The sequence below is a fragment of the Candidatus Thermoplasmatota archaeon genome, assembly GCA_034660695.1.
Lineage (GTDB): Archaea > Thermoplasmatota > E2 > UBA202 > DSCA01 > JAYEJS01.
On the sequence record JAYEJS010000137.1, the window covers coordinates 1 to 20,388 of the forward strand.

At 40.6% G+C, this 20,388-nt stretch carries 24 protein-coding genes; 12 read left to right on the forward strand and 12 right to left on the reverse strand.

Features of this window, described 5'->3' with window-relative positions; genetic code table 11:
• On the forward strand, positions 1–333 hold a 333-nt coding region (locus U9O96_07305), incomplete at its 5' end, for a hypothetical protein (GenBank protein MEA2054890.1).
• Positions 334–347: 14 nt separating this feature from the next.
• Here the strand turns inward: U9O96_07305 and U9O96_07310 are convergent.
• From U9O96_07310 to U9O96_07335, 6 genes are all read right to left on the reverse strand, one after another.
• On the reverse strand, positions 348–1,175 hold the full coding sequence (locus U9O96_07310; GenBank protein MEA2054891.1) for a carboxypeptidase-like regulatory domain-containing protein: 828 nt from the start codon (positions 1,173–1,175) through the stop codon (positions 348–350).
• Positions 1,176–1,335: 160 nt separating this feature from the next.
• Positions 1,336–1,566 (reverse strand): type II toxin-antitoxin system HicA family toxin, encoded by a 231-nt coding sequence (locus U9O96_07315; GenBank protein MEA2054892.1) that lies wholly within the window; start codon positions 1,564–1,566, stop codon positions 1,336–1,338.
• Between the two features lie 6 nt (positions 1,567–1,572).
• Positions 1,573–1,800, reverse strand: a complete 228-nt coding sequence (locus tag U9O96_07320; GenBank protein MEA2054893.1) for a type II toxin-antitoxin system HicB family antitoxin — start codon at positions 1,798–1,800, stop codon at positions 1,573–1,575.
• A gap of 287 nt (positions 1,801–2,087) precedes the next feature.
• Entirely contained in the window at positions 2,088–2,633 is a 546-nt protein-coding gene (locus tag U9O96_07325) for a hypothetical protein (GenBank protein ID MEA2054894.1), read from the reverse strand.
• Positions 2,634–2,653: 20 nt separating this feature from the next.
• Positions 2,654–3,298 (reverse strand): hypothetical protein, encoded by a 645-nt coding sequence (locus U9O96_07330; GenBank protein MEA2054895.1) that lies wholly within the window; start codon positions 3,296–3,298, stop codon positions 2,654–2,656.
• A 174-nt stretch (positions 3,299–3,472) separates the two neighbouring features.
• Positions 3,473–3,817, reverse strand: a complete 345-nt coding sequence (locus U9O96_07335; GenBank protein ID MEA2054896.1) for a Hint domain-containing protein — start codon at positions 3,815–3,817, stop codon at positions 3,473–3,475.
• 278 nt (positions 3,818–4,095) lie between these two features.
• On the opposite strand from U9O96_07335, the gene U9O96_07340 reads away from it, so the two are divergent.
• Genes U9O96_07340 through U9O96_07370 form a run of 7 tightly spaced genes read left to right on the forward strand, consistent with a single transcriptional unit; the run spans position 4,096 to position 9,865 of the window.
• A complete protein-coding gene (locus tag U9O96_07340; protein ID MEA2054897.1) occupies positions 4,096–5,304 on the forward strand; it encodes a DUF1614 domain-containing protein in 1,209 nt (402 codons plus the stop codon).
• Positions 5,305–5,323: 19 nt separating this feature from the next.
• On the forward strand, positions 5,324–5,881 hold the full coding sequence (locus U9O96_07345; GenBank protein ID MEA2054898.1) for a CDP-2,3-bis-(O-geranylgeranyl)-sn-glycerol synthase: 558 nt from the start codon (positions 5,324–5,326) through the stop codon (positions 5,879–5,881).
• 4 nt (positions 5,882–5,885) lie between these two features.
• The gene (locus U9O96_07350; protein ID MEA2054899.1) at positions 5,886–6,185 is read left to right on the forward strand and encodes a hypothetical protein; all 300 of its coding nucleotides are present in this window, start codon (positions 5,886–5,888) and stop codon (positions 6,183–6,185) included.
• Positions 6,186–6,237: 52 nt separating this feature from the next.
• Entirely contained in the window at positions 6,238–7,320 is a 1,083-nt protein-coding gene (gcvT, locus tag U9O96_07355) for a glycine cleavage system aminomethyltransferase GcvT (protein MEA2054900.1), read from the forward strand.
• 6 nt (positions 7,321–7,326) lie between these two features.
• A complete protein-coding gene (locus U9O96_07360; protein MEA2054901.1) occupies positions 7,327–8,289 on the forward strand; it encodes an HD domain-containing protein in 963 nt (320 codons plus the stop codon).
• A 38-nt stretch (positions 8,290–8,327) separates the two neighbouring features.
• A complete protein-coding gene (gene artA, locus U9O96_07365) occupies positions 8,328–9,278 on the forward strand; it encodes an archaeosortase A (protein ID MEA2054902.1) in 951 nt (316 codons plus the stop codon).
• The gene (locus U9O96_07370; protein MEA2054903.1) at positions 9,275–9,865 is read left to right on the forward strand and encodes a phosphatidylserine decarboxylase; all 591 of its coding nucleotides are present in this window, start codon (positions 9,275–9,277) and stop codon (positions 9,863–9,865) included. The genes artA and U9O96_07370 overlap by 4 nt, the downstream gene beginning before the upstream one ends.
• An 18-nt stretch (positions 9,866–9,883) precedes the next feature.
• Here the strand turns inward: U9O96_07370 and U9O96_07375 are convergent, their stop codons facing one another.
• The 3 genes from U9O96_07375 to U9O96_07385 all read right to left on the reverse strand — a co-directional run bounded on the left by U9O96_07375 (position 9,884) and on the right by U9O96_07385 (position 11,483).
• Positions 9,884–10,624, reverse strand: a complete 741-nt coding sequence (locus tag U9O96_07375) for a hypothetical protein (protein ID MEA2054904.1) — start codon at positions 10,622–10,624, stop codon at positions 9,884–9,886.
• A gap of 95 nt (positions 10,625–10,719) precedes the next feature.
• Positions 10,720–11,163: a hypothetical protein gene (locus tag U9O96_07380; protein MEA2054905.1), complete on the reverse strand. Its 444-nt coding sequence runs from the start codon at positions 11,161–11,163 to the stop codon at positions 10,720–10,722.
• Positions 11,160–11,483 (reverse strand): winged helix-turn-helix domain-containing protein, encoded by a 324-nt coding sequence (locus tag U9O96_07385; GenBank protein ID MEA2054906.1) that lies wholly within the window; start codon positions 11,481–11,483, stop codon positions 11,160–11,162. Before U9O96_07385 ends, U9O96_07380 begins: the two co-directional genes overlap by 4 nt.
• A 74-nt stretch (positions 11,484–11,557) precedes the next feature.
• Here U9O96_07385 and U9O96_07390 point away from each other — a divergent pair, with 74 nt between their 5' ends.
• The 4 genes from U9O96_07390 (at position 11,558) to U9O96_07405 (ending at position 15,910) form a co-directional block, all read left to right on the forward strand.
• Positions 11,558–12,031, forward strand: a complete 474-nt coding sequence (locus U9O96_07390; protein MEA2054907.1) for a methylated-DNA--[protein]-cysteine S-methyltransferase — start codon at positions 11,558–11,560, stop codon at positions 12,029–12,031.
• A gap of 61 nt (positions 12,032–12,092) precedes the next feature.
• Positions 12,093–14,843 (forward strand): DNA polymerase domain-containing protein, encoded by a 2,751-nt coding sequence (locus tag U9O96_07395; protein MEA2054908.1) that lies wholly within the window; start codon positions 12,093–12,095, stop codon positions 14,841–14,843.
• Between the two features lie 49 nt (positions 14,844–14,892).
• Positions 14,893–15,630, forward strand: a complete 738-nt coding sequence (locus tag U9O96_07400) for a geranylgeranylglyceryl/heptaprenylglyceryl phosphate synthase (protein MEA2054909.1) — start codon at positions 14,893–14,895, stop codon at positions 15,628–15,630.
• A gap of 58 nt (positions 15,631–15,688) precedes the next feature.
• On the forward strand, positions 15,689–15,910 hold the full coding sequence (locus U9O96_07405) for a hypothetical protein (GenBank protein MEA2054910.1): 222 nt from the start codon (positions 15,689–15,691) through the stop codon (positions 15,908–15,910).
• On the opposite strand, the gene U9O96_07410 is transcribed toward U9O96_07405, so the two are convergent.
• The 3 genes from U9O96_07410 to U9O96_07420 form a co-directional block, all read right to left on the reverse strand.
• On the reverse strand, positions 15,903–16,595 hold the full coding sequence (locus tag U9O96_07410) for an RNA methyltransferase (protein ID MEA2054911.1): 693 nt from the start codon (positions 16,593–16,595) through the stop codon (positions 15,903–15,905). The genes U9O96_07405 and U9O96_07410 overlap by 8 nt on opposite strands.
• Before the next feature lie 83 nt (positions 16,596–16,678).
• On the reverse strand, positions 16,679–18,682 hold the full coding sequence (locus tag U9O96_07415; GenBank protein MEA2054912.1) for a C13 family peptidase: 2,004 nt from the start codon (positions 18,680–18,682) through the stop codon (positions 16,679–16,681).
• Between the two features lie 10 nt (positions 18,683–18,692).
• Complete coding sequence (locus tag U9O96_07420; GenBank protein ID MEA2054913.1) at positions 18,693–20,204, reverse strand: PKD domain-containing protein; 1,512 nt, start codon at positions 20,202–20,204, stop codon at positions 18,693–18,695.
• Between the last annotated feature and the right edge of the window lie 184 nt (positions 20,205–20,388).

Consider the following 20,388-nt stretch of genomic DNA (forward strand, 5'->3'; position numbering starts at 1 on the left):
TATATCGACAGCTTTACTATCGGAGGGCAGTATGTGAGGAACTGGACATGGTCATTTTATCTTCAGGGGAGTGATTATTATACGGCATTTGCAAGCGTGTTCATGCATGAGCTAGGCCATACCCTTAGCTTGAATGGTTTTGCGGGCATCGATAACGAAAAATCACGTTTTCCATGGAACAAGGAATACTGGGAGTGGGGCCCCTATAAGAGCTGCATGAATTATCGTTATGTTTACAAGCTGGTGGATTACTCAAATGGAGATGATGACGATCATGACCAGGATGACTGGGATATTATTGACTTAACCCGCTTCACTGAAGAGGGCTGGTGATATGAAATCTTGCATCAATATTTAACTTCTCTTGGCCCTGTTTCAAACTCCTCTTTTGAAAGGATAAGAAGTACAAGAGCCACAATTCCAAGAATGATGCCTATTATGCTGAAAATACCTGCAATTGTGCCGAGAACAGCGCCAATAAATGCTATAACAAAATGCTTTCTTGCGATCGCCATTACCCCCCCCACAAGGGCTGCTACGGAAAGCGCAATGATAAAAACAGACAGCGTTGGCCCAAACTCTAATACTTTTATTGCTAAACTTTTTTGCTCAATCTCTCCGCTCCCTTCTTTCATGACAAACTTTTCGTATGGAAACGTGATGTTCCACGGTAAAACAAAAACCTTTGCTGTAAGGGATTTATATTCCTCGCATGTAAAACGCAATTTCTGTTTCCCACTTGTAATATTTTTAATCAGGAATTTGCCATCGTTGTCTGTCACAGCATGTAGCCCCGGTTGTCCAACAACTGACACGTTCACCCCTTCTATGGCCGTCCCTTCTTCACTTACAACCGTCCCCCCAAATTCACTTGGCACATTCACACTGCTTATGTTATCAAATGAAAAGAGAAGGGCGCTGCTTATGGCTATTCCGCTAAGAAATATTAACACAAGGAGTATACCTGCAATAATCGGTTTCATGGAACGTTCATTTAAATGCATCGACGGATGGATGGCAGGTGTTTCCTCCTCCCAGCTATATTTTTCATCTACATTTACCTTGAATTTCATATTGCAGTTTGGGCATGTTGTTACCTGCTCTCCAGTCGCATCATCCGGCACTTCAACGACCACACTTTTCTCACAGTGTGGGCAACGTGCTTTTCCTTTCATTGCATAGGGAAATAAACATCACTTTAATATATTTTGTTGAGAATTCTTTTTTATGATGAATGAATCATAACATTTTTTGTATTTCGCTTGAATTTGTCGAGTGAGGTTATAATAAAGTTTCAATCCTTGTTTTTCTAGACTTTTTTGCGAATATTTCGAGTTATAATAATTTTATGAAATCTTCAACAGACAAATTTGCATCTCTTATAATCTTCCGCAGCAAACCAGGTTTTATCTCTTTATGATCTGGAATTGTTAATGGCTTGTGAGAAGGATTATCAACATCTCTCAAACGGATATGACTTCCTTTTTGTCTTACTGCTTCATAACCAATCTTTCTCAATGCTTTGATAACTTCTTTTCCAGAAACGGCTGGTAATCTTGTTTTCATTTAGGCTCACTCAGATATTATTACTGTACCGATGAGGGACTTAGATGTATCAGGGATCTTCTCTCCATGGGATTCCATATCCTCCAAACAGAGAAGAATGGCTTCTTCGATATTTTTCAGAGCGTCTTCGACCGTTTCTCCTTGAGTATAGCATCCTGGAAGAGAAGGACATGTAACCACGTAACCTCCAGATTCATCTGGTTCCAGCAAGACCTTGAACTCGTATATTTTCATACTTTTCACCATTTCTATATAGAATACCTACTATTAAGTTATTGCCCCGTTAGAAATGGTTTCAATCCTTGTTTTGTTGGATTTTAACCCGGTAGATACTCCTTATGGCATAATTCTGGATTTTTCTAATTGAATCGTAAATGCAGTGCCAATACTTAAAATTTTACCAGAATTTTTCGTGGATCACTGAGAAGAGGAGGTGAAACGTATAATGTATATCAACTTCTCCATAGTCTTATGTGATTTCTTGCCCCTATTGTTTTCGTTCTCATCATATATCCATTATGCTAAAGAAGAGATGATGAATGGTCATCAGGAAGGAAACACCCTATGTTGTAGCGATTTCTATCTTGAATTTCCATAGCTTTTGAAGTCCCTCCTGAATGCTCGATTTCGCTCCTCGTTAAAAATACAGTAAATCCCATTATCATGAAGCCGGAACGGATGAGAGTTTTGTTTTCTTCTGTTAATTTTACAGTAAGTAATGCAAACGAGTATTTGAAAACAAAGTGACAACTACGTTCACTGTGAGGACATACATCAAAACTTGGGTTAACGCTCCAATCATTATTAAAGTAACGGATACGAATTGAAAGATTGCCATGAATCCAGTCATCCCTATTATTAACTACTCGAATAATAAATCCGATTGGGGATTCATTAACATTATCTTGACTCAAGAGGAGATATAGCCCTCCCCAGATATATAACTCGATGTCATCTTCAACAGCAGAGTGATGAACCGAATTGTCCTGCAAATTATAGCTTGTTACTGTGGAAATTGGGAAACATAGGAGGATGCAAATGCATATAACCATGGCCATTTGTTTCATTTCAGTCACCCAATATATTACTATTCCGCTGTGAGGAAATACTCGGTATAGGCATCATTATTAGAAAGGTCTTTGTCGTATATATTAGTTTCCGAGTCCGGTAGTAACCAAAGATTTGCTGTGTATTGTCGAATTCCAGTTTCTGAAACCCGGAAAGATTGAGTATCGAACTCATCTGTAGCATATTTATCAAGCGGTCCCCTCCAAAAGATATATTTCTTATTTTCAAAAGTTAATGCATACGACCATTTGACATTAGTACGCCCTCCCAAATTTTTCACTTTAATATGAAAATTGACATACTGCCCATAATGAACAACTCCATCATCATTTAGTTTAAATTCCACAACAGATAAGTCCGCAGAAAGATCAACATTTATGAATTTCGTTACACTTTTGTGGTTTCCATCATTATCCCCAATAGTAAGTTTAACCGAATGTTGTGAATCATAATTGTGAGGGAAAAATTGATATTTATACGACTTTCCGTAACCCCCACACTGACCATCGAACTCCCATTCCCACTCAACAACAGGGTATGAAGCACATCTCCCGGTAGGATAAAAAGTCACAACCTGGCCTCCATGAGGAGTATATATGTTCCAATTAAAGGTAGGATCAGGAAGATCGGATGGCCCTCCCGGACTTGGCTCATAAGGATCCATTGGAGCCTTTGCGTTATGAACCAGAATGCCATCAGCAAAAAAAGTATGGTAGTTTGAAAGTTCAAGATTGTATGTGGGAGATTGTTCCTGCACTCGTTCTACAGAGGTGACAATTACAGTCTCATCGTGCTCGCCAAGCAGCTTATCTCCCTCCGTGATATTTCTGGCAGGTGCCTATCCGCCGTTAACATAAATGATGTGGTTTGGGGTTACCCGAAGTTTATCATTGATTACCATGTAGTATTCCGGCATTTCGCCAGGGTTATGAGAATATACTTCCGTTACCTCGCCGATAACAATTGAGCCATTGTCAAAGGACTTCACCATATCGCCCACTTCCACCTGCTTGATGTTTTTGTTAGAGCCGTCTGCCATAGTGATTCGTGTCCCTGCCAGAAAACAAGGATCCCACGGCTCGCTTGGTGCTGATGCCCCCTCGGCATCAAACGGTATTGCTGGCAGGATTACACCTGCTGCCATTACACAGATAACAAAAAAACTTTCTATTTTCTTGTTCATTGCCTCACCAGTACAGTAATGCCGTTTTTTTTTTTATATTATTTTCGGTTGACAAAATTGTTCTGGGAGAACAATGAAAGGTGAAAAACCCGTCACAAATTCGGGATGAATTGCTTTTAGTTGCCCGTCACAGCTGAAAAATTTCCAAACATTTTTGTACGGGTGCTTAATCTTAGAATGTGTTGTTAAATCTGTTAGAGATGGCCTTCCTTGTACTTTTGCCCCTGGTATTGCTTTTCTATTTGCTCATAGCATATTCTAGATATAGAGGAATGTTTTTGAAGATAGGATTTTCGCACAGGGAAATGGGCTTAATTTCCATAGGCCCATTTGCAGCAATGATGTTTGATATGCCTGTCTTCATATACAAAAATTATTTTCTCGCTTTCAACATAGGCGGGGCGGTTGTTCCAATTGTTCTTTCAATTCATCTTCTCAAAAAGAAGGATGTTCCACTTGCAAAGACCATTTTCGGAGTGGCTGTTACCACCGTTGCAACGTTTATGATAACGAGAGTTACTGACATAGGTGTTGTCGCATCATTCCCGTTTTATCTCATTCCGTCAGTGCTCGCTGTCCTTATTTCATTTTTACTTTTTTCACATCATTCCGAAAAAATAATTGGATATGGATATGCTATTTCAACATTAGGTGTAGTTATTGGGGGGGATTTCTTTCACTTTCCCGAAATTTTTAGTAAGCCATTCATGGGGTCTGTCGGGGGCGCCGGGCTGTATGATATGGTCTATATCGCCGGCCTTCTATCTGTTTGTCTCATTCTCCCATTCATGGGCAGGAGCATAAAAAGGGCGGCATTCCCGTTAAAAGATTCTGCAGCATTGCTGAAAAAAGCATCGATTTCCAAAGATTACAGGGAAGCGATGAGTTATATCATCCAAGCTGTTGAACTCAAAACTTCGGAGGCTGCAAGAAAATTTGGCATTATTGGTGACGATGCCCTGAGAACACTCGTCAGTAACGATGCATACAGAGACTATATACTTATGAAAAGAAAAAAAGTTTTTTCGGCAGACGGAGTCAAAAGAGCAATGGTGACGGGCAGGCTTATAATCGATGCCCTTAAAAAAAAGGAAATGATGCTGTATGCTTCAACATTTGACAGAAGTATAGCTTTTGTACTGGACTCTATAGTTCTCTTTCCGTTCTCTGTTTTTCTTGCCATTATCTCAAGGATGAATTTTCTGCTCATATTCTCTATTTTTCTATTTTCCCTGCAATTCCTATACTTTACTGTATTGGAATATTTTTATGGTTTGACAGTCGGGAAAGCTTTTATGAATATAACCGTAAAAGCAGACAGCATGGAAAAAATGGATTTCATATCTTCGTTTACAAGAAATGTTATAAGATTCTTTGATATGTTTCTAGGATTTTATCTCATAAGCCTTATTCTTATTATTCTCTCTCCAAAAAAACAAAGGCTTGGAGATATCGTGGCTGGAAGTATTGTAGTAAAGAATATTTAGAAGGAGTAGATATATGTGCATGGACTGGAGTATAGCGGCCGAGGCGATATGGTTCATTTTTCCTGCTTACCTTGCAAATTCATCCGCCGTTGTGGTTGGCGGCGGCCCGCCCATTGATTTTGGTAAAAAATGGAACGGTAAGAGAATACTCGGCAATGGGAAGACATGGAGAGGTTTTTTTGGTGGCATAATTATTGGCACGGCTGGAGGGCTTATTATGAATATTGTTATTCCAGAAACTTTCGGAAAAGGCATCAGCTCATTAATTGTTCTTTTTTCTATTTCGTTTGGTGCCCTCTCAGGAGATCTGCTGGAGAGTTTTTTTAAGCGTCGCCTTGGAAGAAAGAGGGGAGAAAAATGGTTGCTCGCCGATCAGATTGACTTTTTGCTCGGTGCTTTTTTCTTTTCCTTTCTGGTAAGCATGTTACTTGAAAATACGGGCATGACTGATAAAAACTGGTTTTTGTCATCTTTCTCCGCATGGCATATTCTTTTTCTTCTAATATTTACGCCCGTTCTCCATTACATCGTGAATTTGATTGGCTATCCTCTTGGCCTAAAAAAGGTTCCATGGTGATAAAATGGAAGATGAATCTATAAACGAGGAATTAAGGAAATGGATTGAGGAACATGGAGGGTTGGAAGAGATGAAGGCAGAGATGGAATTGGAGGAAAAGAAAGCAGGTGAAAAAAAAGAAATAACAGGGGAATGCAGGATATGCGGAGCGAGGAATGCAAAATACAGGTGCATAAGGTGTGAGAAGGAGGTATGCCCTTCCTGTTACTGGATAATGTTCGGTATATGCAAGGAATGCATATCCGAGGAAATGCTAAAAAAGCTGGAAAGGAAAAAGGACTTGGGAATTAATAAGATAAAATGAAAGACTTTCTTCCAACCAATAAAATTTTAAGTTGCATGAATTATACCTATCCATGAAGTCACCTTTGCGTGAACTGCATGAAAAACTGGGGGCAACCTTTACAAATTTTTCGGGATATGAAATGCCGTTGAAATATACCTCTATCCAGGAAGAACATTTGAATGTTAGAAGAAAAGTGGGTATATTTGATGTTTCCCACATGGGCAATATTTTCATCCGTGGTAAAAAGGCGGAGAGGCTTATCAGCAGAACGACAACATCCGACGTTGGCAAAATAGGCATGGGTAAGGGAGACTATACCGTGATACTGAGAGATGACGGAACTATAATTGATGATGAAGTTTTCCTGCATCTTGAAAACGAATATTTGTTCATACCAAATGCTGGCAGTAATAAGGACGTAGAAAAATGGTTTAGAGACCATGCAGAGGGCATGGATGTCGAGATAGAGGATGTTTCCCAGGATTTTGTGATACTTGCAGTCCAGGGTCCTATGTCAGAAGACTGCCTGAAAGAAATCATAGATTTTGATTTGAGCACACTCGGATTCTTTGCATGCAAGGAATTGAAAAAGGAAGGAAATGCAAGATGCATCGTTTCCAGAACGGGGTATACTGGGGAGAAAGGATATGAATTTTACATAACGCCCGCTGAAGAAGGAAGGAAAATGTTTCTTGATGTGATGGAGGCAGGAAAGAAATATGGGATAAAGCCGATCGGGCTCGGGGCAAGAGATACTCTCCGCCTTGAGAAATGCTTTGCACTTGCCGGAAATGAGTTTGAGGGCGGAAGAACACCACTGGAAGCAGGCCTTGGATGGCTTATACACTGGAACCATGATTTTGTGGGGAAAGAAATGTTACTGAAGCAGAAAGAAGGAGAATATGAAAAACTCGTTTTCCTGGAATGCATTGACAGGGGAATACCAAGGCACGGATATGGCGTCGAGAAAGATGGAAAGGAAGTGGGAAAGGTAACATCCGGAACATTTTCTCCATGTCTGAAAAAGGGCATAGCCATGGCTTATATTAAACCGGGTTATAATGACGTAGAGATATTTGACATAATTTTCAACGGAAGGAAAATGAAAGCAAGGAGGATAAAACCTCCATTTGTCAAAAAAGGAGAATGTTGAGTTAGCATGAAAAAACAATTTATAGGAGAATTTGAAGAGGGCGACATTGTCAACAGCATGTTCGCCGTTAAATTTAAGAAGCCGCCAAGAAAATATAAGAACAGAAGTAAGGAAGGAGAATGGTTTGAATTGCGGCTGACGGATAAAACGGGCGAGATAACGGCAAAATACTGGGGGGATGATAGGGCATATACCAATAAATTATACAGGAGTTTCGATAAAGGCGATGTTATATTTTTAAGGGGAAGGATAGTAGCGTATGGAGAAGGGACTGAGATAGTTATAGACAGGGAAGGCGCAAGAAAGTGCTCACCAGAAGAGTACGATAATACCGACTTTGTAGATGTCTGCAAGAAAAATGTCGATGAAATGCTGTCACAACTTATGGATATCATCGAAGGCACGGAAGAGCCGTATAAAGAACTACTTCTATCATTTTTTAAAGACGGGGAATTTGTTAAAAATTTTAAGGAATCGCCCGCCGCCATGCACCGCCATCATAGCTATATCGGTGGGTTGCTGGAGCACTCATTAAATGTTGCCAGGATATGCCAGCGTGCATATGAACTTCACCCGGAATTGGATTACAGCCTGCTTGTTACGGGTGCAATACTGCATGATATTGGCAAAACAAGGGAGTTTGAGGTTGGAACGTCCATAGGCATGTCAGAGGAGGGCATGTTGCTGGGGCATATTACGATAGGCGTACAGATGCTTTTAGATAGAATTAAACAAATGGAAGATTTTCCGGAGAGAACCAAATTGAAATTGACGCACATCATATTGAGCCATCACGGCAAGGGGGAATATGGCTCCCCGAGAATACCCCAATTTCCGGAAGCTCATATAGTGTATTTCGCAGATGATATGGATGCAAAGGTTGATTATACCTTGCGCCTAAAGAACGAGGCCGAGACGGAAGACCTCTGGATATGGAAAAAAGATGTAGGGCACATATATTTGAAATAAAGTAGAAAAAATCATAAACCATGGGGCATTAACCACCCGTGCACAAAAAGGATTTGTATTATGTGACGTGCTTATTTGGAGGGGCGACTCTAGCCCTAATAATAGGTCACTTCATCTTTCTTGCCCTCTTAGAAAATTATCCTCTATTCAATTCCATTACCCTGATTTTCCTTTTTTTGAGCCTGATTATGCTCGCCATCGGGTTGTTATCAAAACGCAAAAGCAGGCATTTTTTAATGGCAATGGGCTGGATAATATTTGCAGTTTACTGGGCAACGCAGCCCGAATTCCTGTACTATAAAGAGGATGGCGATATTGTAAATGCCATAATTTGCATACTCGGAGTATATTTTCTTTTCTATATTGGTTACCATGAATATCTCTCCTATAAGAGAAATGAAGAGTTAAATCATCTAACATTTATTGCGGGTGCAACCTTTATATCCGCCTTTTTTTATTTTCTTATAGATAAATTGCCAGTTCTTTCAGGTGCTTTGATAAAAATGGTAGCGGAGCAGACGGTATGGGTGATGAAAGCCATAGGCTACGATGTTGCCACAGGCGCCATTTCTTACGGGAAGGCAATAACAGTCCCGGTTTATTTTAACGGCAATCATTCGGTACAGCTTATTCTGGCCTGTACGGGTCTGCAGTCAATGATGATATTTATAGGGGTTATAGCTGCCTTGAAAGGCGTGGATTGGAGAAGAAGATTTAAAGCATTCATGCTGACCATTCCGGTAATATACGCGCTGAACATTGTACGGAATGTGGGCGTGATTTATGGGGTGGAAGTACGTAATTACACCTTTTACTTTATGCATAATGTCGTGGGTAAAATCGGTTCTCTGCTTGTCCTAATAATTCTTGCATATCTCACCTTCGAGATTTTGCCCGAACTCTACGACAACATTTCTTCGCTTTTTGAACTTCCGAAAAGAAAGGGGCCAATTGAAAGGGTGTTTAGCAAGCTACTGAGGACAAGATGATAGCAAAAAAGTGTGTGCATATAGCTCTTATTCCCCTGCCATATCTTTTACTTTCCCTCATTCTTTCTTTTCTTCATTATATTTTCCTTCCGTTTGTGTTTCTTTTACTTATCATCCAATTATTTTTTATTTTCTTCTTCAGAGACCCTTACAGGAAAATAGAAGACGGCATTGTATCGCCCGCAGATGGGATTGTTATGGAAAATGGCGAGAAAGTTTCCATCTTTATGAATTTGTGGAATGTTCATGTCAACCGTATGCCAATATCCGGAAAAATTTTGGAAGTCGATCACACGGCGGGGAGGCATTCCCCTGCATTCAGGGAAAAAGGGGAGAATGAACGCCTTTCTATTAAAATTGAAACAGAAATCGGAATAGTAGAAGTTATCCAGATTGCGGGCATGATTGCAAGGAGAATAGTACCCTATGTGAAAAAAGGCGATGTTGCGGAAAAAGGGGAAAAGATAGGTATCGTCCGATTTGGCTCAAAAGTAGAGGTATATATGCCAGGGAATGCAAACATAAACATAACCGTCAAAAAGGGGGATAAAATCAAGGCAGGGCAGACAATCGGGATTTATAAATAAAAATAAAAGGAAAAGGATCTACAGGCATGGAGACATTTCCCTGTACCACATTCCGTTGATGTGGGCAGGTATGAAAACATCTTCCCTGTAGAAGCCGTCCAGTGTTATTTCTTCACCTGTTTCCATCAAACCTTCCAGCTCATAATACATGCTTTCCATCTGCCCGTCCCTGTCGTAATCGCTTCTTGCAACTTTACTGAAAAGTTTGTCTGTCGGCCCAAAGAAAATCGTCTGGTTTTTGATTGCATAGCTATTGCCGTCATGTTCCAATATGCCGGTAATTTCGGAAATTTCATGTGGCATCCTTACCGGATTTCTGTACCATATACCATTGATATAGAAGGCAATAATGCCATCATTCTTCATTATTCCTATCACCGTAACTTTCGTTCCGTTAAGTCCTTTTAGCTCTTCCTTTATCGTTTCGTATGTACCGTCCCTGTCGTAGTCGCTTCTTGCAGTCACATTTTCAATAAACCACTCAGGGCCAAAAGAAACCACCTGGCCATCCACATAATACGGGCCGTCTTCACAGGAAAATGTGCCAGACACTTCTGTCATGTTCTCCATCGCTTTCTCCCTCATCTGCATTCTGGTATGATGACGGTCCATCAGTTTATTCCACACCTGTTTTGCCCACTGGAATCGCCCTCCATCGCCTGTTCTATTTCCGCTTGATGCCATAGTGGCAAGTGCTGTGCCTATTACGAGTAAGCCTACAACACCCGCAGCCATTATTACCATCATAATTTTCTTCATTTTTATCATCTCCTTGCACTTTTGTGCATGGTAAAAAGAGCAGGCATCCTTTATATTGATTTACCCAAATTCACCCCAAATCATTCCCAAATTGGCTACTCCATGCTCAGCGCCATGAGTATAACCAGAGCCACTGTTTCAAAAAGGTGTGGCACAACACCAAATGGACCGAGGCCATATGGAGTATATCCGAACAGTGCATGGATTAATGGCAATGAAAGCAACGATTGAATCAGCAGCACGCTTATGAAAAATACAAGCCCCAGCATAAAACTTGATTTGGTTTTTGAATATGTGTCCATATAGACCAATAGCAGACCAATCAGAAGCATAATGTTTATTGAAATAACAACTATGCTTGCCATATAACGCATGGCAAAGACCCTTGCCATCTTTTTATTCTCAAATGGACACCCCCTTTCCTCAGCTAACTCCTTCCCTTTTTTGAGGGACACATAGGACGTTGCAATACCCATTATTGTGCCTATTATGATAAGCACAACGATTAGCGCAAATGCCCTTGTTTTTGTTTCGCTCATTTCTTCACCCCATTTCTTTCATCCTTTTTCTTATTTTTCCCAATTTCATCCCAAATCTCATTAAAATATTCCATATTCTCCTCCAGAATTTCAGATGGAAAGTACATTGTCCCATAACCGCTGCCCATCGTTGTTACGAGGCGGTTCTTCTGCAGAACATTGAGATGGTGCCTCACCGTCTTATAGTCAAGATGCAACACATCTGCAAGTTCATTTGCATTTGTCGGCTTTTCCATTATCTTTTCAATTATCCTCCCTCTGCTCAGCCCGCCGGATGTGCCTGCGAGCAGCCACCATAAAAGTTTTTTTGCCGGTTTCAATCGTTATTGGTATATTATGACGACTTAAATTTCTTTTGAAGGTTAAATCTATATGCTTCTTGGTGTTTATACTCGTGGAATTGCATTATGATACCTGCAAGTCTCCCATAGGCGTTATTTATATTGTATTCGGCTCCACAGGAATAGTGAGGTTGTGCCTTACGAAAGAAAAATTTGGGAAAGGATATAATTCCTGCAAGAAAGGAAAAAACGAGGAAGTAAGAAAACAGTTGCAGAAGTATTTTTCTGGAAGGCAGAAGAAATTTTCTCTACCTATATGCCTAAACGGCTCTTCGTTTCAGAAGAAGGTGTGGAATGCCCTGAGAAGCATACCTTACGGGGAGACACGTTCCTACGAATGGCTTGCGAAGAAAATTGGAAGGACCAAAGCAGTTAGGGCGGTCGGAAACGCGGTAGGGACAAATCCCCTGCCCATAATAATTCCATGCCATCGTGTCATCAGAAAAAACGGTGAGCTGGGGGGTTATGGTTACGGTCCCAAAATGAAAGAAAAATTGCTGGAGCACGAAAGAAGGCATAAAAATTAGGATGAAGAGAAAGCTTCAAAGCGATGAAAACATCTATATGTCATGAGCCATTTTGTTTTTCATGCTTATTAATGTCTCCCCCCACTACCTCTACTGGAGCGATAAAATCCAGCCGATAGAAGATATGCACATTCCATATTTTCTTGCATTCCCTCCTTCCGGCATGGAAGCTGAAAAAGCAAGGCAAACGGTTTTAAAAAATTTTGATGGGGACGGGCGCATAAAAAAAGTCGGCGATATCGAGACATATCAATCTTTCTGGAATCCCTTAATAAAAAGAAAAGTCTTTAAAATTTATACCGTCCGCTCCTATATGGTTCCGGAAGTAAGCAATGATATTTTTCGCATGGGCCTGTACACGGCTGAGCATGATATTCCCTACAATGAACGCGCCCTGGTAGATCTGGCAGCCGGCGGAAAATGGATATTTGATACGGAGGGCAAGGAAAAGAAGGTTAAAGTCACTGCCTACGATATAGAAATGACCAAGTATGGAGAAGTTGAGAATGTCCCTATAGACATTATAGGTTATCACCAGTTTGATTTCTCATTTATTTCCGAAGAAGACCTTGAAAATGAGGATTTTTATTTCCAGTTCACAGATTTCCCGGGCAAAATTGAGGGAGAGGTCAAGCAGCTCATTTCCTTTAACGAGAACGATGAGATATCAAATCTTATTGAGATATGCAACATTCTGAAAAAGTCCGATATAATAACCGGGCATAACATTATCGGTTTTGATAATCTCCAGATATATGAGAGAATGAGATATATTTTGAAAAATTCTTCGGTTTTATCAAATGCGGAAGCAAAAGAATTCAAGGATTTTTTGGAAAAATATGCAAGGAGAGACCAATCCTTTCATTTCGGCACTCCGACGGATGTAGCAATTTTTTATCCCTCGAGTTTTGATACCTATCAGGCGGCAAGAAAATTTTACTCCCTGGACGAGTACACCCTCGGAGGAACAGCATCTTTTCTTGGCGTTGACATAAAAGACCGTTTGAATCTCACTCCGCAGGAAATGGGTGTGGATGAGAGGACGATGCTCTACAACCGCCAGGATGTGATGGAACAAGAAGCCATAACGATGCATCTCCTGCAACAGGCGATGCCCCTTGCCTTCACGACTGGCATGCCGTTCGAGATTCTTTTGCCTTCAGGGGCGACGAGAATGTGGGACTACATGGCCATGATAAGGGCTGTACGCCATAAGAAAATAATGCCCGCCACCTGTAGAGTTTTTAGCGTGGCATCTGGAATCGGGGAGCTTGGAAAAACAAAGGAAGAGATTGCGAATGCTGCAAGAAGAGAAGGAAACAAAGAAATAGTTCGTATCGCAAAATATGGAGATGAAATGCCCGACTGGGTTGAATATCCCTTCCTTATTTTTGACAGGGAAAATCGTGGCATCGCATACCACTTCCCGGGAGGAATGACCATAAAGCCTGATAAAGATGCGAATTCTCATTTCGTTCCATGGTATTATGTTATTGTCGCAGACGTGGGGGCAATGTATCCGACGATATTGAGGGCGGTGAATGCCGGGGCGGATACAGTTAGGATTACAGGAGCAGATGAGCAGCCGGACGACTGGATATGGTTGAAGAAAGTGCCGGATAAATTCATGGATATCGGCTTTAAAATAAGAGGGGCAACGGAAGATTTTGTCGATAAAGGAATAATGGTAGGTGTTAAAATTTCAAACGAGTCAGGCCTGGTGAATCTAGCCATGAAGGGCATGATGAATTTTATAGGAAAAATAAAAGAGGAGTTGAAGAAGGCAGAAGGAGAAAAGAAAAAAAGACTTGCAATGATATACCAATCTCTGAAAGGGGCAAGAAATGCTGGCACGCACGGCATACTTTCAGCCCCTAAAGTTTCGTGCAGGCAGTTCAATCTCTGGGGTGCAACGCTTATTACGACAAAGGGACAGCAGATATTGAATGATACTTTAAAAATTCTTAATGCAAGAGGGGCAAGAGTTGTTTATGGAGATACGGATGGCATATACGTTGCATGCTCACGTTCTGCATCAGAAAGGTTGGCAGAAGCCCTCGGCGTTGAAATAAAAAAAGAGGACTGGATAATTATGCCTGAAAAAGCACTTGATACCATAGAATTCTGCAATAAAAAATGGAGAGAAAAATTAAATTACCAAGAATTTGAATTGGAACCAGAGGAGCACGATGCGATGATTTTTGTAAAGCACAAAAATTATCTCATATTTGATGTAAAAAAAGGTAAGGTAAGCATGGTCACAAAGGGAAATAACTTCAAGGGGAGCGACAAGCCAGACATTGCTCGGATGGTATTGAAAGATATCATGGTCGACGTGCTGAGAGAAAATATGAGCTGGGATAACGAGGAGAATGCAAGAAACAACATAAAAAAATCAATAAAGAGAATTACGATGGAGAAAATATCAGCCCTGGATATAGAAAAATTTGGGCTAGATGCTTTTACCCTCGTGCAGTCAATACAGCCCCCATCCAGATACAAGCCCAATCCTAATGGTTCTCAATCAGTTTACGGCAAGAGAGCAGAAGCTATTGAAAAACTGCTGGGAAAGATAAAAGTCAGGAGGAAATTTAAGTTTGTTATCACAAAAAAACCCCTTCCAGGCATAAAAACCCCGACAAAGAGCGGGGTGAAGCCCATCCAGTATATGTATCCAGTAGAGCTGTTGAAAGGCAGGGATGAGCTTGATATGGAATGGTATACCGACCTGATAAAAAATTTCATTCAGGGCGCATTCGGCTTAACGGATTTGGATATAAAGGAGCAACATGGGCTAGATAAGTGGATGTAAATAGAAACTTTTAAAAATGCGGTTCATCTTCTGCAAGAAGAGAGGGAACATGAGTATTATAGGGGAGTGGCTAGAGAGGTATGGAAAACTTCATTTTTCTCTTATAGACCCCGATAAACAGCTGCCGGAAGAAGCAGGGAAAAAAGCAAAAAAATGTGCTGAATACGATACAAATGCGATAATGGTTGGGGGGACAACTATTGCATCAAGAGAGATGGTATATGAGACGGTTGCAGAAATTAAGAAAGAAGTTAGCATACCCATCATATTGTTTCCTAATTCTAGAGAATTTCTTGTGGATAATGCAGATTACCTATTTTTTATGAGCCTTCTCAACTCAAAAGATTATACACACAGATTTGGAGAGCAGCTGGAAGGGGCCATTGTTGTAAAAAAATTCGGTATAAAGTCAATACCCACGGGCTATTTGATTATAAGTACGTCATCAACTCCAACGACTGTTGAACAGAAAACAAACCTTGACAAAGTAGGTGCGAATGATATAGAAAAAGCGGTAAAATACGCCCTTTACGCTGAATATACGGGAATGCACTGCCTTTACATGGATGCTGGTTCAAATCCATACAAGCCAGTAAGCAATGAAATGATACGTGCTGTAAGAGAAAATATGTCGATACCGCTGATCATCGGCGGAGGGATAAGAGACGGCACTACAGCAAGAAAAAAAATTATGGCAGGGGCTGATGTGATTGTAACAGGGACAGCAGTTGAAGAAAATATAGAAATCGTCGAAGAGATTGTAAAAGAAATAAAAAAGGCGAGATAGACTTTGATAAGTGGGATGTAATATTTTTATATAAGCAAGTTATTTTCAGTGTGATAAAATGAAAACGTACCTCTCCATAACATTTAACAGTGAAGGAGCATCGCCGTCAGAGATTAGAAACTGTCTAATGGAACTTGGATTGGAAGCCACGAGAGGGAATTATGACTTCATATATAAATGGGATAAGGAACCGGATGTTGACATGCTTCTTCTGCTTGCAGACAAAATACATACTGCCTTGAAAGGAACAGGTGCAATGTTTTCACTTGAGACTATTTAGTCATTGCTTTTTTAACAACACCCATAAGGGTATGATACTCCCATTTGGAGAGCATCGCTCTTCCGATGATGCGGCGGAACATTATTTTTGTATTCTCCTTCTTATGCTCGGGATATCTTGTGCTCTCTAACAATTTGTCGAAATACTCGTACAGTTTCTCTTTTTCTATCCTGTCTGCAAGCCTGGGCTGTCTAAATTCTCTTTTGTGCGAAAACAGTTCATATAAAACAATACCTACAGCATGAGATAAATTCAGACTTGAATAGGCATTTGAAGTGGGTATTTTCAACATAACGTCGCATTTTTTTAACTCATCATTGAATAAGCCATAGTCCTCCCTTCCGAAAGCTATGCCCACAACACCATCCATCTTGTATACTTCCGATGAAAATTCTTTTAATGGCAAAGCATTTCTGAGATGCCTTTTGTCATTCTTGCTCTCTATGGAGGAGGTGCCAACCATATAGTCCACATGCTTCATTGCATCCCTGAAGGTGTCAAGAATAAGGGCATTGTCCAAAATATCCTGAGCATGGACAGCCATTTTTCTGCAATCATCGTTGTCAACGGAAAAAGATTGAGACACTATAATAAGATTACTGAACCCAAAATTCATCATTATTCTGGCTACTGAACCCACATTTCCAGAATATTTCGGCTCCACAAGGATTACAAAAAGCTCCATTGCATACACTAAATGAAATCGAAGTTATAAAATATTTGGTAAAGAAAAAAGTAAAGAGGATTAGGTATTTGCCTTGAAAAGATTTAGAGATTTATGTTGTATATTGCCATTCTTATCTCCTTCACCGCTTCATTGCCAGCATTGTCATAAGCAACACCTTTTATCTCGTGCTTAAAGAAAGATGTTTCGTCCCATTTCCATTCATATGGTTCGTCCTTATCAACAAAAATTTGTTCTCCGTCCATAAAGAAGTTTACGTGAGAAATACCCGATGTTTCATCCGTTGCCTTTACTTTTATTTTCATCCTCCCAATGAGAATTGTAGTATTTCCCCTCAACGGGAGAATTTCTCTCTCCCCAAAATAAAGGTGTTTTTCCTCCGGCATAATAAATGAGATGTTCGGGGGAGTACCATCGATTTTAATGATTGTATTTTTCTTTTCCTCTTTATTTCCTGCTGCATCCTTCCCATAATATGAAAATTCATGCCTCCCATCTTTGCTCAGTAGTAAAGGCTTCGTATATTCCATCCACTGTTTGTTAAATTTGTAATAAACAGAAACACCCGAAAGAGCATCAAATGTAGAAAGCATTATTGTTGTTTTATTCACATGCCAGTTGTTTTTTCCTATCCCCCCGTATAAATCACATGTTGTCTCGGGAGGGGTGTTGTCAATTGTAAAAATTTCATCTGAAATATCTTCTCCTTCATTTCCTGAGTTATCAACAGCAGTAGCTTTTATTAAATAGTGGCCATCTTCCTTTTGTTCTGTGTTCCAGTCATACTTGCCACTATTTTCAATTCCGTCTACAATAATATGCCATGTTTTTCCGTTGTCACTACTGTAAAAGAGTGTGGTGCTACCATTTAAATCCCCGTCATCATTATCTATTACACCCCATGAGATAGGGATTATTCCTGATAATGCCTCTCCTCCATTTGGATAAAATAAAAAAATTTCAGGAGGCGTAACATCTTCGCTATAAATGATGAAACTGAAATCAGAGATTTTAGGCGAGGTATGCCAGGAATTTCCTCCATCAATGGAAACAGATGCTTTACCATTTTCATACCGCTCTCCGCTCCCCCACCACCACCAAGTAGAATTGCTTTTGCATACTAAAAAATATTTTTCTCTAGGAACAACATCAGCATGTAGTCCAATAGAAATCCAAGTTGAGATACCATTGACATCGTGCGCCTTGGTAACAGGAATAGTGGCTTCTGCCAAAGGACTGAAATTTTTATTATAAATTCCTATACGGGCATCTGTGGCATTTCCCCATTTGGCAATTTTAAGAGATACCCCGCATATAGGAGTTAATAGAGGGACAAAGGATTGCCTCAACCATCTTTCTCCTCCAAAGTTCTCAACGCTTCGTTGAGCATTTATTTGGTATACATCTATCTTTTTCCCTTCCCAGTAGGCTGAAAGAATAGACAAATTTCCTTCATATCCGTCTTTCATCTGGGGCATATAACTTTTAATGTACCAGTCTCCCATAATATATGAAAAAACTTCTTCTGCTGAGACACTTCCATCAAGATTTCCACTGCAGTCGGCGGCGACGCCCAATGCGTTAATAAACGGCTCGCTGAAATACCCACTTGTCTCATTTCCATTACAAGATGTAATGATAACTCTGCCCTCTTTTTTAAGGAAAGGAATGGCATTTCCGCTATGGCATGCATCTAGAACAATAAACATTCCCCCACATTCTATTTCATCTAATTCTTCGTTTAATTCTGCATATGTAATTTTATCCATACCCATCTCGATGCCCCCACCATACCCATGACCCGAGAAGTGAAAAAGAATTGTATCGTCTCGCCCGGCGCTGTTTTTGAGCCATCCCAAAGCATTAAAAAATGCATCAGAAGAATTTTCCTTTACCGCCTTTATGCTACTTTCCTTCCATCCACCAGATAATAGGGCCTGCTTCACCCCTCCTCCAAATTCATGCCCTCCAAATGCATTGTTATCTATGCACACTGCCCAAGAATGCTTTTCCTCCGAATGTACACCTCCCCACGAAAGAGAAAGAAGAACAAGAAGGAGGAGATATACAATTGCTCTCCGGTGCATTGACTAAACATTAAACGGTCAGTTGAGACCCTCTCCCAAATATGAAGAAAGTGATGTCCATCGAATCAATGGCTTCGTATCCCTCCTTGTCGTATGCTATGACTTTTAACGTATGACTACCCACCAACGGCTCACTAATTGTCCAGCTGTATGGAGCATAATAGGCGGTGTGTTTCAATGTCTTGTCCACATAAAATTCTACCTGTTTCAGAGGATTTTCATTTTCTAATGAGGTTTCAACCACTATACTTCCAATGACAATGGTATTGGGGATATCAAGGATTTTCCTGCCGAAAATATATAAGCCCCCATCAGTGGGTGATGCCGAGATACCAAGAGGCATGGCAAGAGAGAGAGGCTCAGACCAGTCGCTCTGGGCTCCATGTTCATCCTCTGCTTTAACCCGTATGTGATAACTACCCTGATAAGTCCATGAATGTTGAGCGCTAACAGCTTCTCCCGAATCGTATAATAATGTCCAACTTGTTGTGCAGTCGCCCCAGTCAAAACAGTACCTAATCTTATCTCCTTGGGGATCTGTAGTATATGTCATGTATGTGTAGGTATTCCAGATATACCCAACGGTAGGTCCAGCCGGACGCTGAGGAATGGCAGGTGCTTGATTTCCTCCCGGGATTATGGCACTTGTTGTATCTATGTCTGTCGCTCCGTCATTATCAGTAACGGTGAGAGTTACAGTATGAGTTCCTCCCATCGAGTAGCTGTGTGTAGTTACTTCCCCGCTTCCACCAGTCCCGTCTCCAAAATCCCATATATAGGAAACGATTGTTCCGTCCGGGTCATAACTCCCAGAGCCATCAAAAACGATTGTCTGCCCCACATCTCCGGAGTAAGGACCACCTGCATCTGCCACAGGATGCTGATTCGTACCAACATATGCATACGCCGAGTCAGAATCAGTTGCTCCATCATCATCTGTTACTGTAAGGGTGACGATATACGTGCCAGGGCTAGAATAGACATGCGAAGGCGTTCGTCCGCTTCCAGAATACCCATCTCCAAAACCCCATGAATACGAGACGATGTACCCATCTGAATCATAGCTGTTGCATCCATTGAAAGCAATAGGGACCCCCACATCTCCATAATATGGGCCGCCTGCATTTGCAACGGGAGCCCAATTATGCTCGTATATATATGCGTATGTTGAATCTGTATCCATTTCATAGGCGTCCGAGAGAACAGCAAGCGTGACAGTATATGTCCCCGCAGAGGGATAAACATGGGTAGTGATATTTCCATATCCCTTATGCCCGTCGCCAAAGTCCCACGTATAATTGATTATTGTTCCACTTGGATCATAACTTCCCCTACCATCAAAAACGATTGTTTCCCCTGTCCATCCTGAATATGGGCCGCCTGCATCAGCAGTTGGAGAAAGATTAGAATTTTGCATTCCAACTATAGGGTTTCCAATGCTTGTCATAGATAACAAAGCAGCAACAAATACAACAGGTATTGCCTTCATTATAACTCCAACAAATTCCTTTTTTTCCTTCATAATCTTCCCTCATTTTTTAATCTTCTGTCCTTATTTAAACATTTCGAAAGGTCGATGTCCGAATGCTTTGAAAAAGTAGTCAAAAAATGAAAAAAGCCATAAGCAGACCGGAAAAATGATTTGAGAAATGATCTGCAGGATTCAACAAAATTTTGAATACGCCTTCCCACTTTTTTATTTACCT

Bases quoted from the DNA above. Each gene is read 5' to 3' on its own strand.
- U9O96_07375 (MEA2054904.1), bottom strand. From the start codon at position 10,624: ATGAAGAAAATTATGATGGTAATAATGGCTGCGGGTGTTGTAGGCTTA.
- gcvT (MEA2054900.1), top strand. From the start codon at position 6,238: ATGAAGTCACCTTTGCGTGAACTGCATGAAAAACTGGGGGCAACCTTT.
- U9O96_07415 (MEA2054912.1), bottom strand. From the start codon at position 18,682: ATGCACCGGAGAGCAATTGTATATCTCCTCCTTCTTGTTCTTCTTTCT.
- U9O96_07345 (MEA2054898.1), top strand. From the start codon at position 5,324: ATGGACTGGAGTATAGCGGCCGAGGCGATATGGTTCATTTTTCCTGCT.
- U9O96_07325 (MEA2054894.1), bottom strand. From the start codon at position 2,633: ATGAAACAAATGGCCATGGTTATATGCATTTGCATCCTCCTATGTTTC.
- U9O96_07350 (MEA2054899.1), top strand. From the start codon at position 5,886: ATGGAAGATGAATCTATAAACGAGGAATTAAGGAAATGGATTGAGGAA.
- U9O96_07400 (MEA2054909.1), top strand. From the start codon at position 14,893: ATGAGTATTATAGGGGAGTGGCTAGAGAGGTATGGAAAACTTCATTTT.
- U9O96_07360 (MEA2054901.1), top strand. From the start codon at position 7,327: ATGAAAAAACAATTTATAGGAGAATTTGAAGAGGGCGACATTGTCAAC.
- U9O96_07420 (MEA2054913.1), bottom strand. From the start codon at position 20,204: ATGAAGGAAAAAAAGGAATTTGTTGGAGTTATAATGAAGGCAATACCT.
- U9O96_07320 (MEA2054893.1), bottom strand. From the start codon at position 1,800: ATGAAAATATACGAGTTCAAGGTCTTGCTGGAACCAGATGAATCTGGA.
- U9O96_07410 (MEA2054911.1), bottom strand. From the start codon at position 16,595: ATGGAGCTTTTTGTAATCCTTGTGGAGCCGAAATATTCTGGAAATGTG.
- U9O96_07370 (MEA2054903.1), top strand. From the start codon at position 9,275: ATGATAGCAAAAAAGTGTGTGCATATAGCTCTTATTCCCCTGCCATAT.
- U9O96_07315 (MEA2054892.1), bottom strand. From the start codon at position 1,566: ATGAAAACAAGATTACCAGCCGTTTCTGGAAAAGAAGTTATCAAAGCA.
- U9O96_07330 (MEA2054895.1), bottom strand. From the start codon at position 3,298: ATGGATCCTTATGAGCCAAGTCCGGGAGGGCCATCCGATCTTCCTGAT.
- U9O96_07405 (MEA2054910.1), top strand. From the start codon at position 15,689: ATGAAAACGTACCTCTCCATAACATTTAACAGTGAAGGAGCATCGCCG.
- U9O96_07380 (MEA2054905.1), bottom strand. From the start codon at position 11,163: ATGAGCGAAACAAAAACAAGGGCATTTGCGCTAATCGTTGTGCTTATC.
- U9O96_07395 (MEA2054908.1), top strand. From the start codon at position 12,093: ATGCTTATTAATGTCTCCCCCCACTACCTCTACTGGAGCGATAAAATC.
- U9O96_07310 (MEA2054891.1), bottom strand. From the start codon at position 1,175: ATGAAAGGAAAAGCACGTTGCCCACACTGTGAGAAAAGTGTGGTCGTT.
- U9O96_07335 (MEA2054896.1), bottom strand. From the start codon at position 3,817: ATGAACAAGAAAATAGAAAGTTTTTTTGTTATCTGTGTAATGGCAGCA.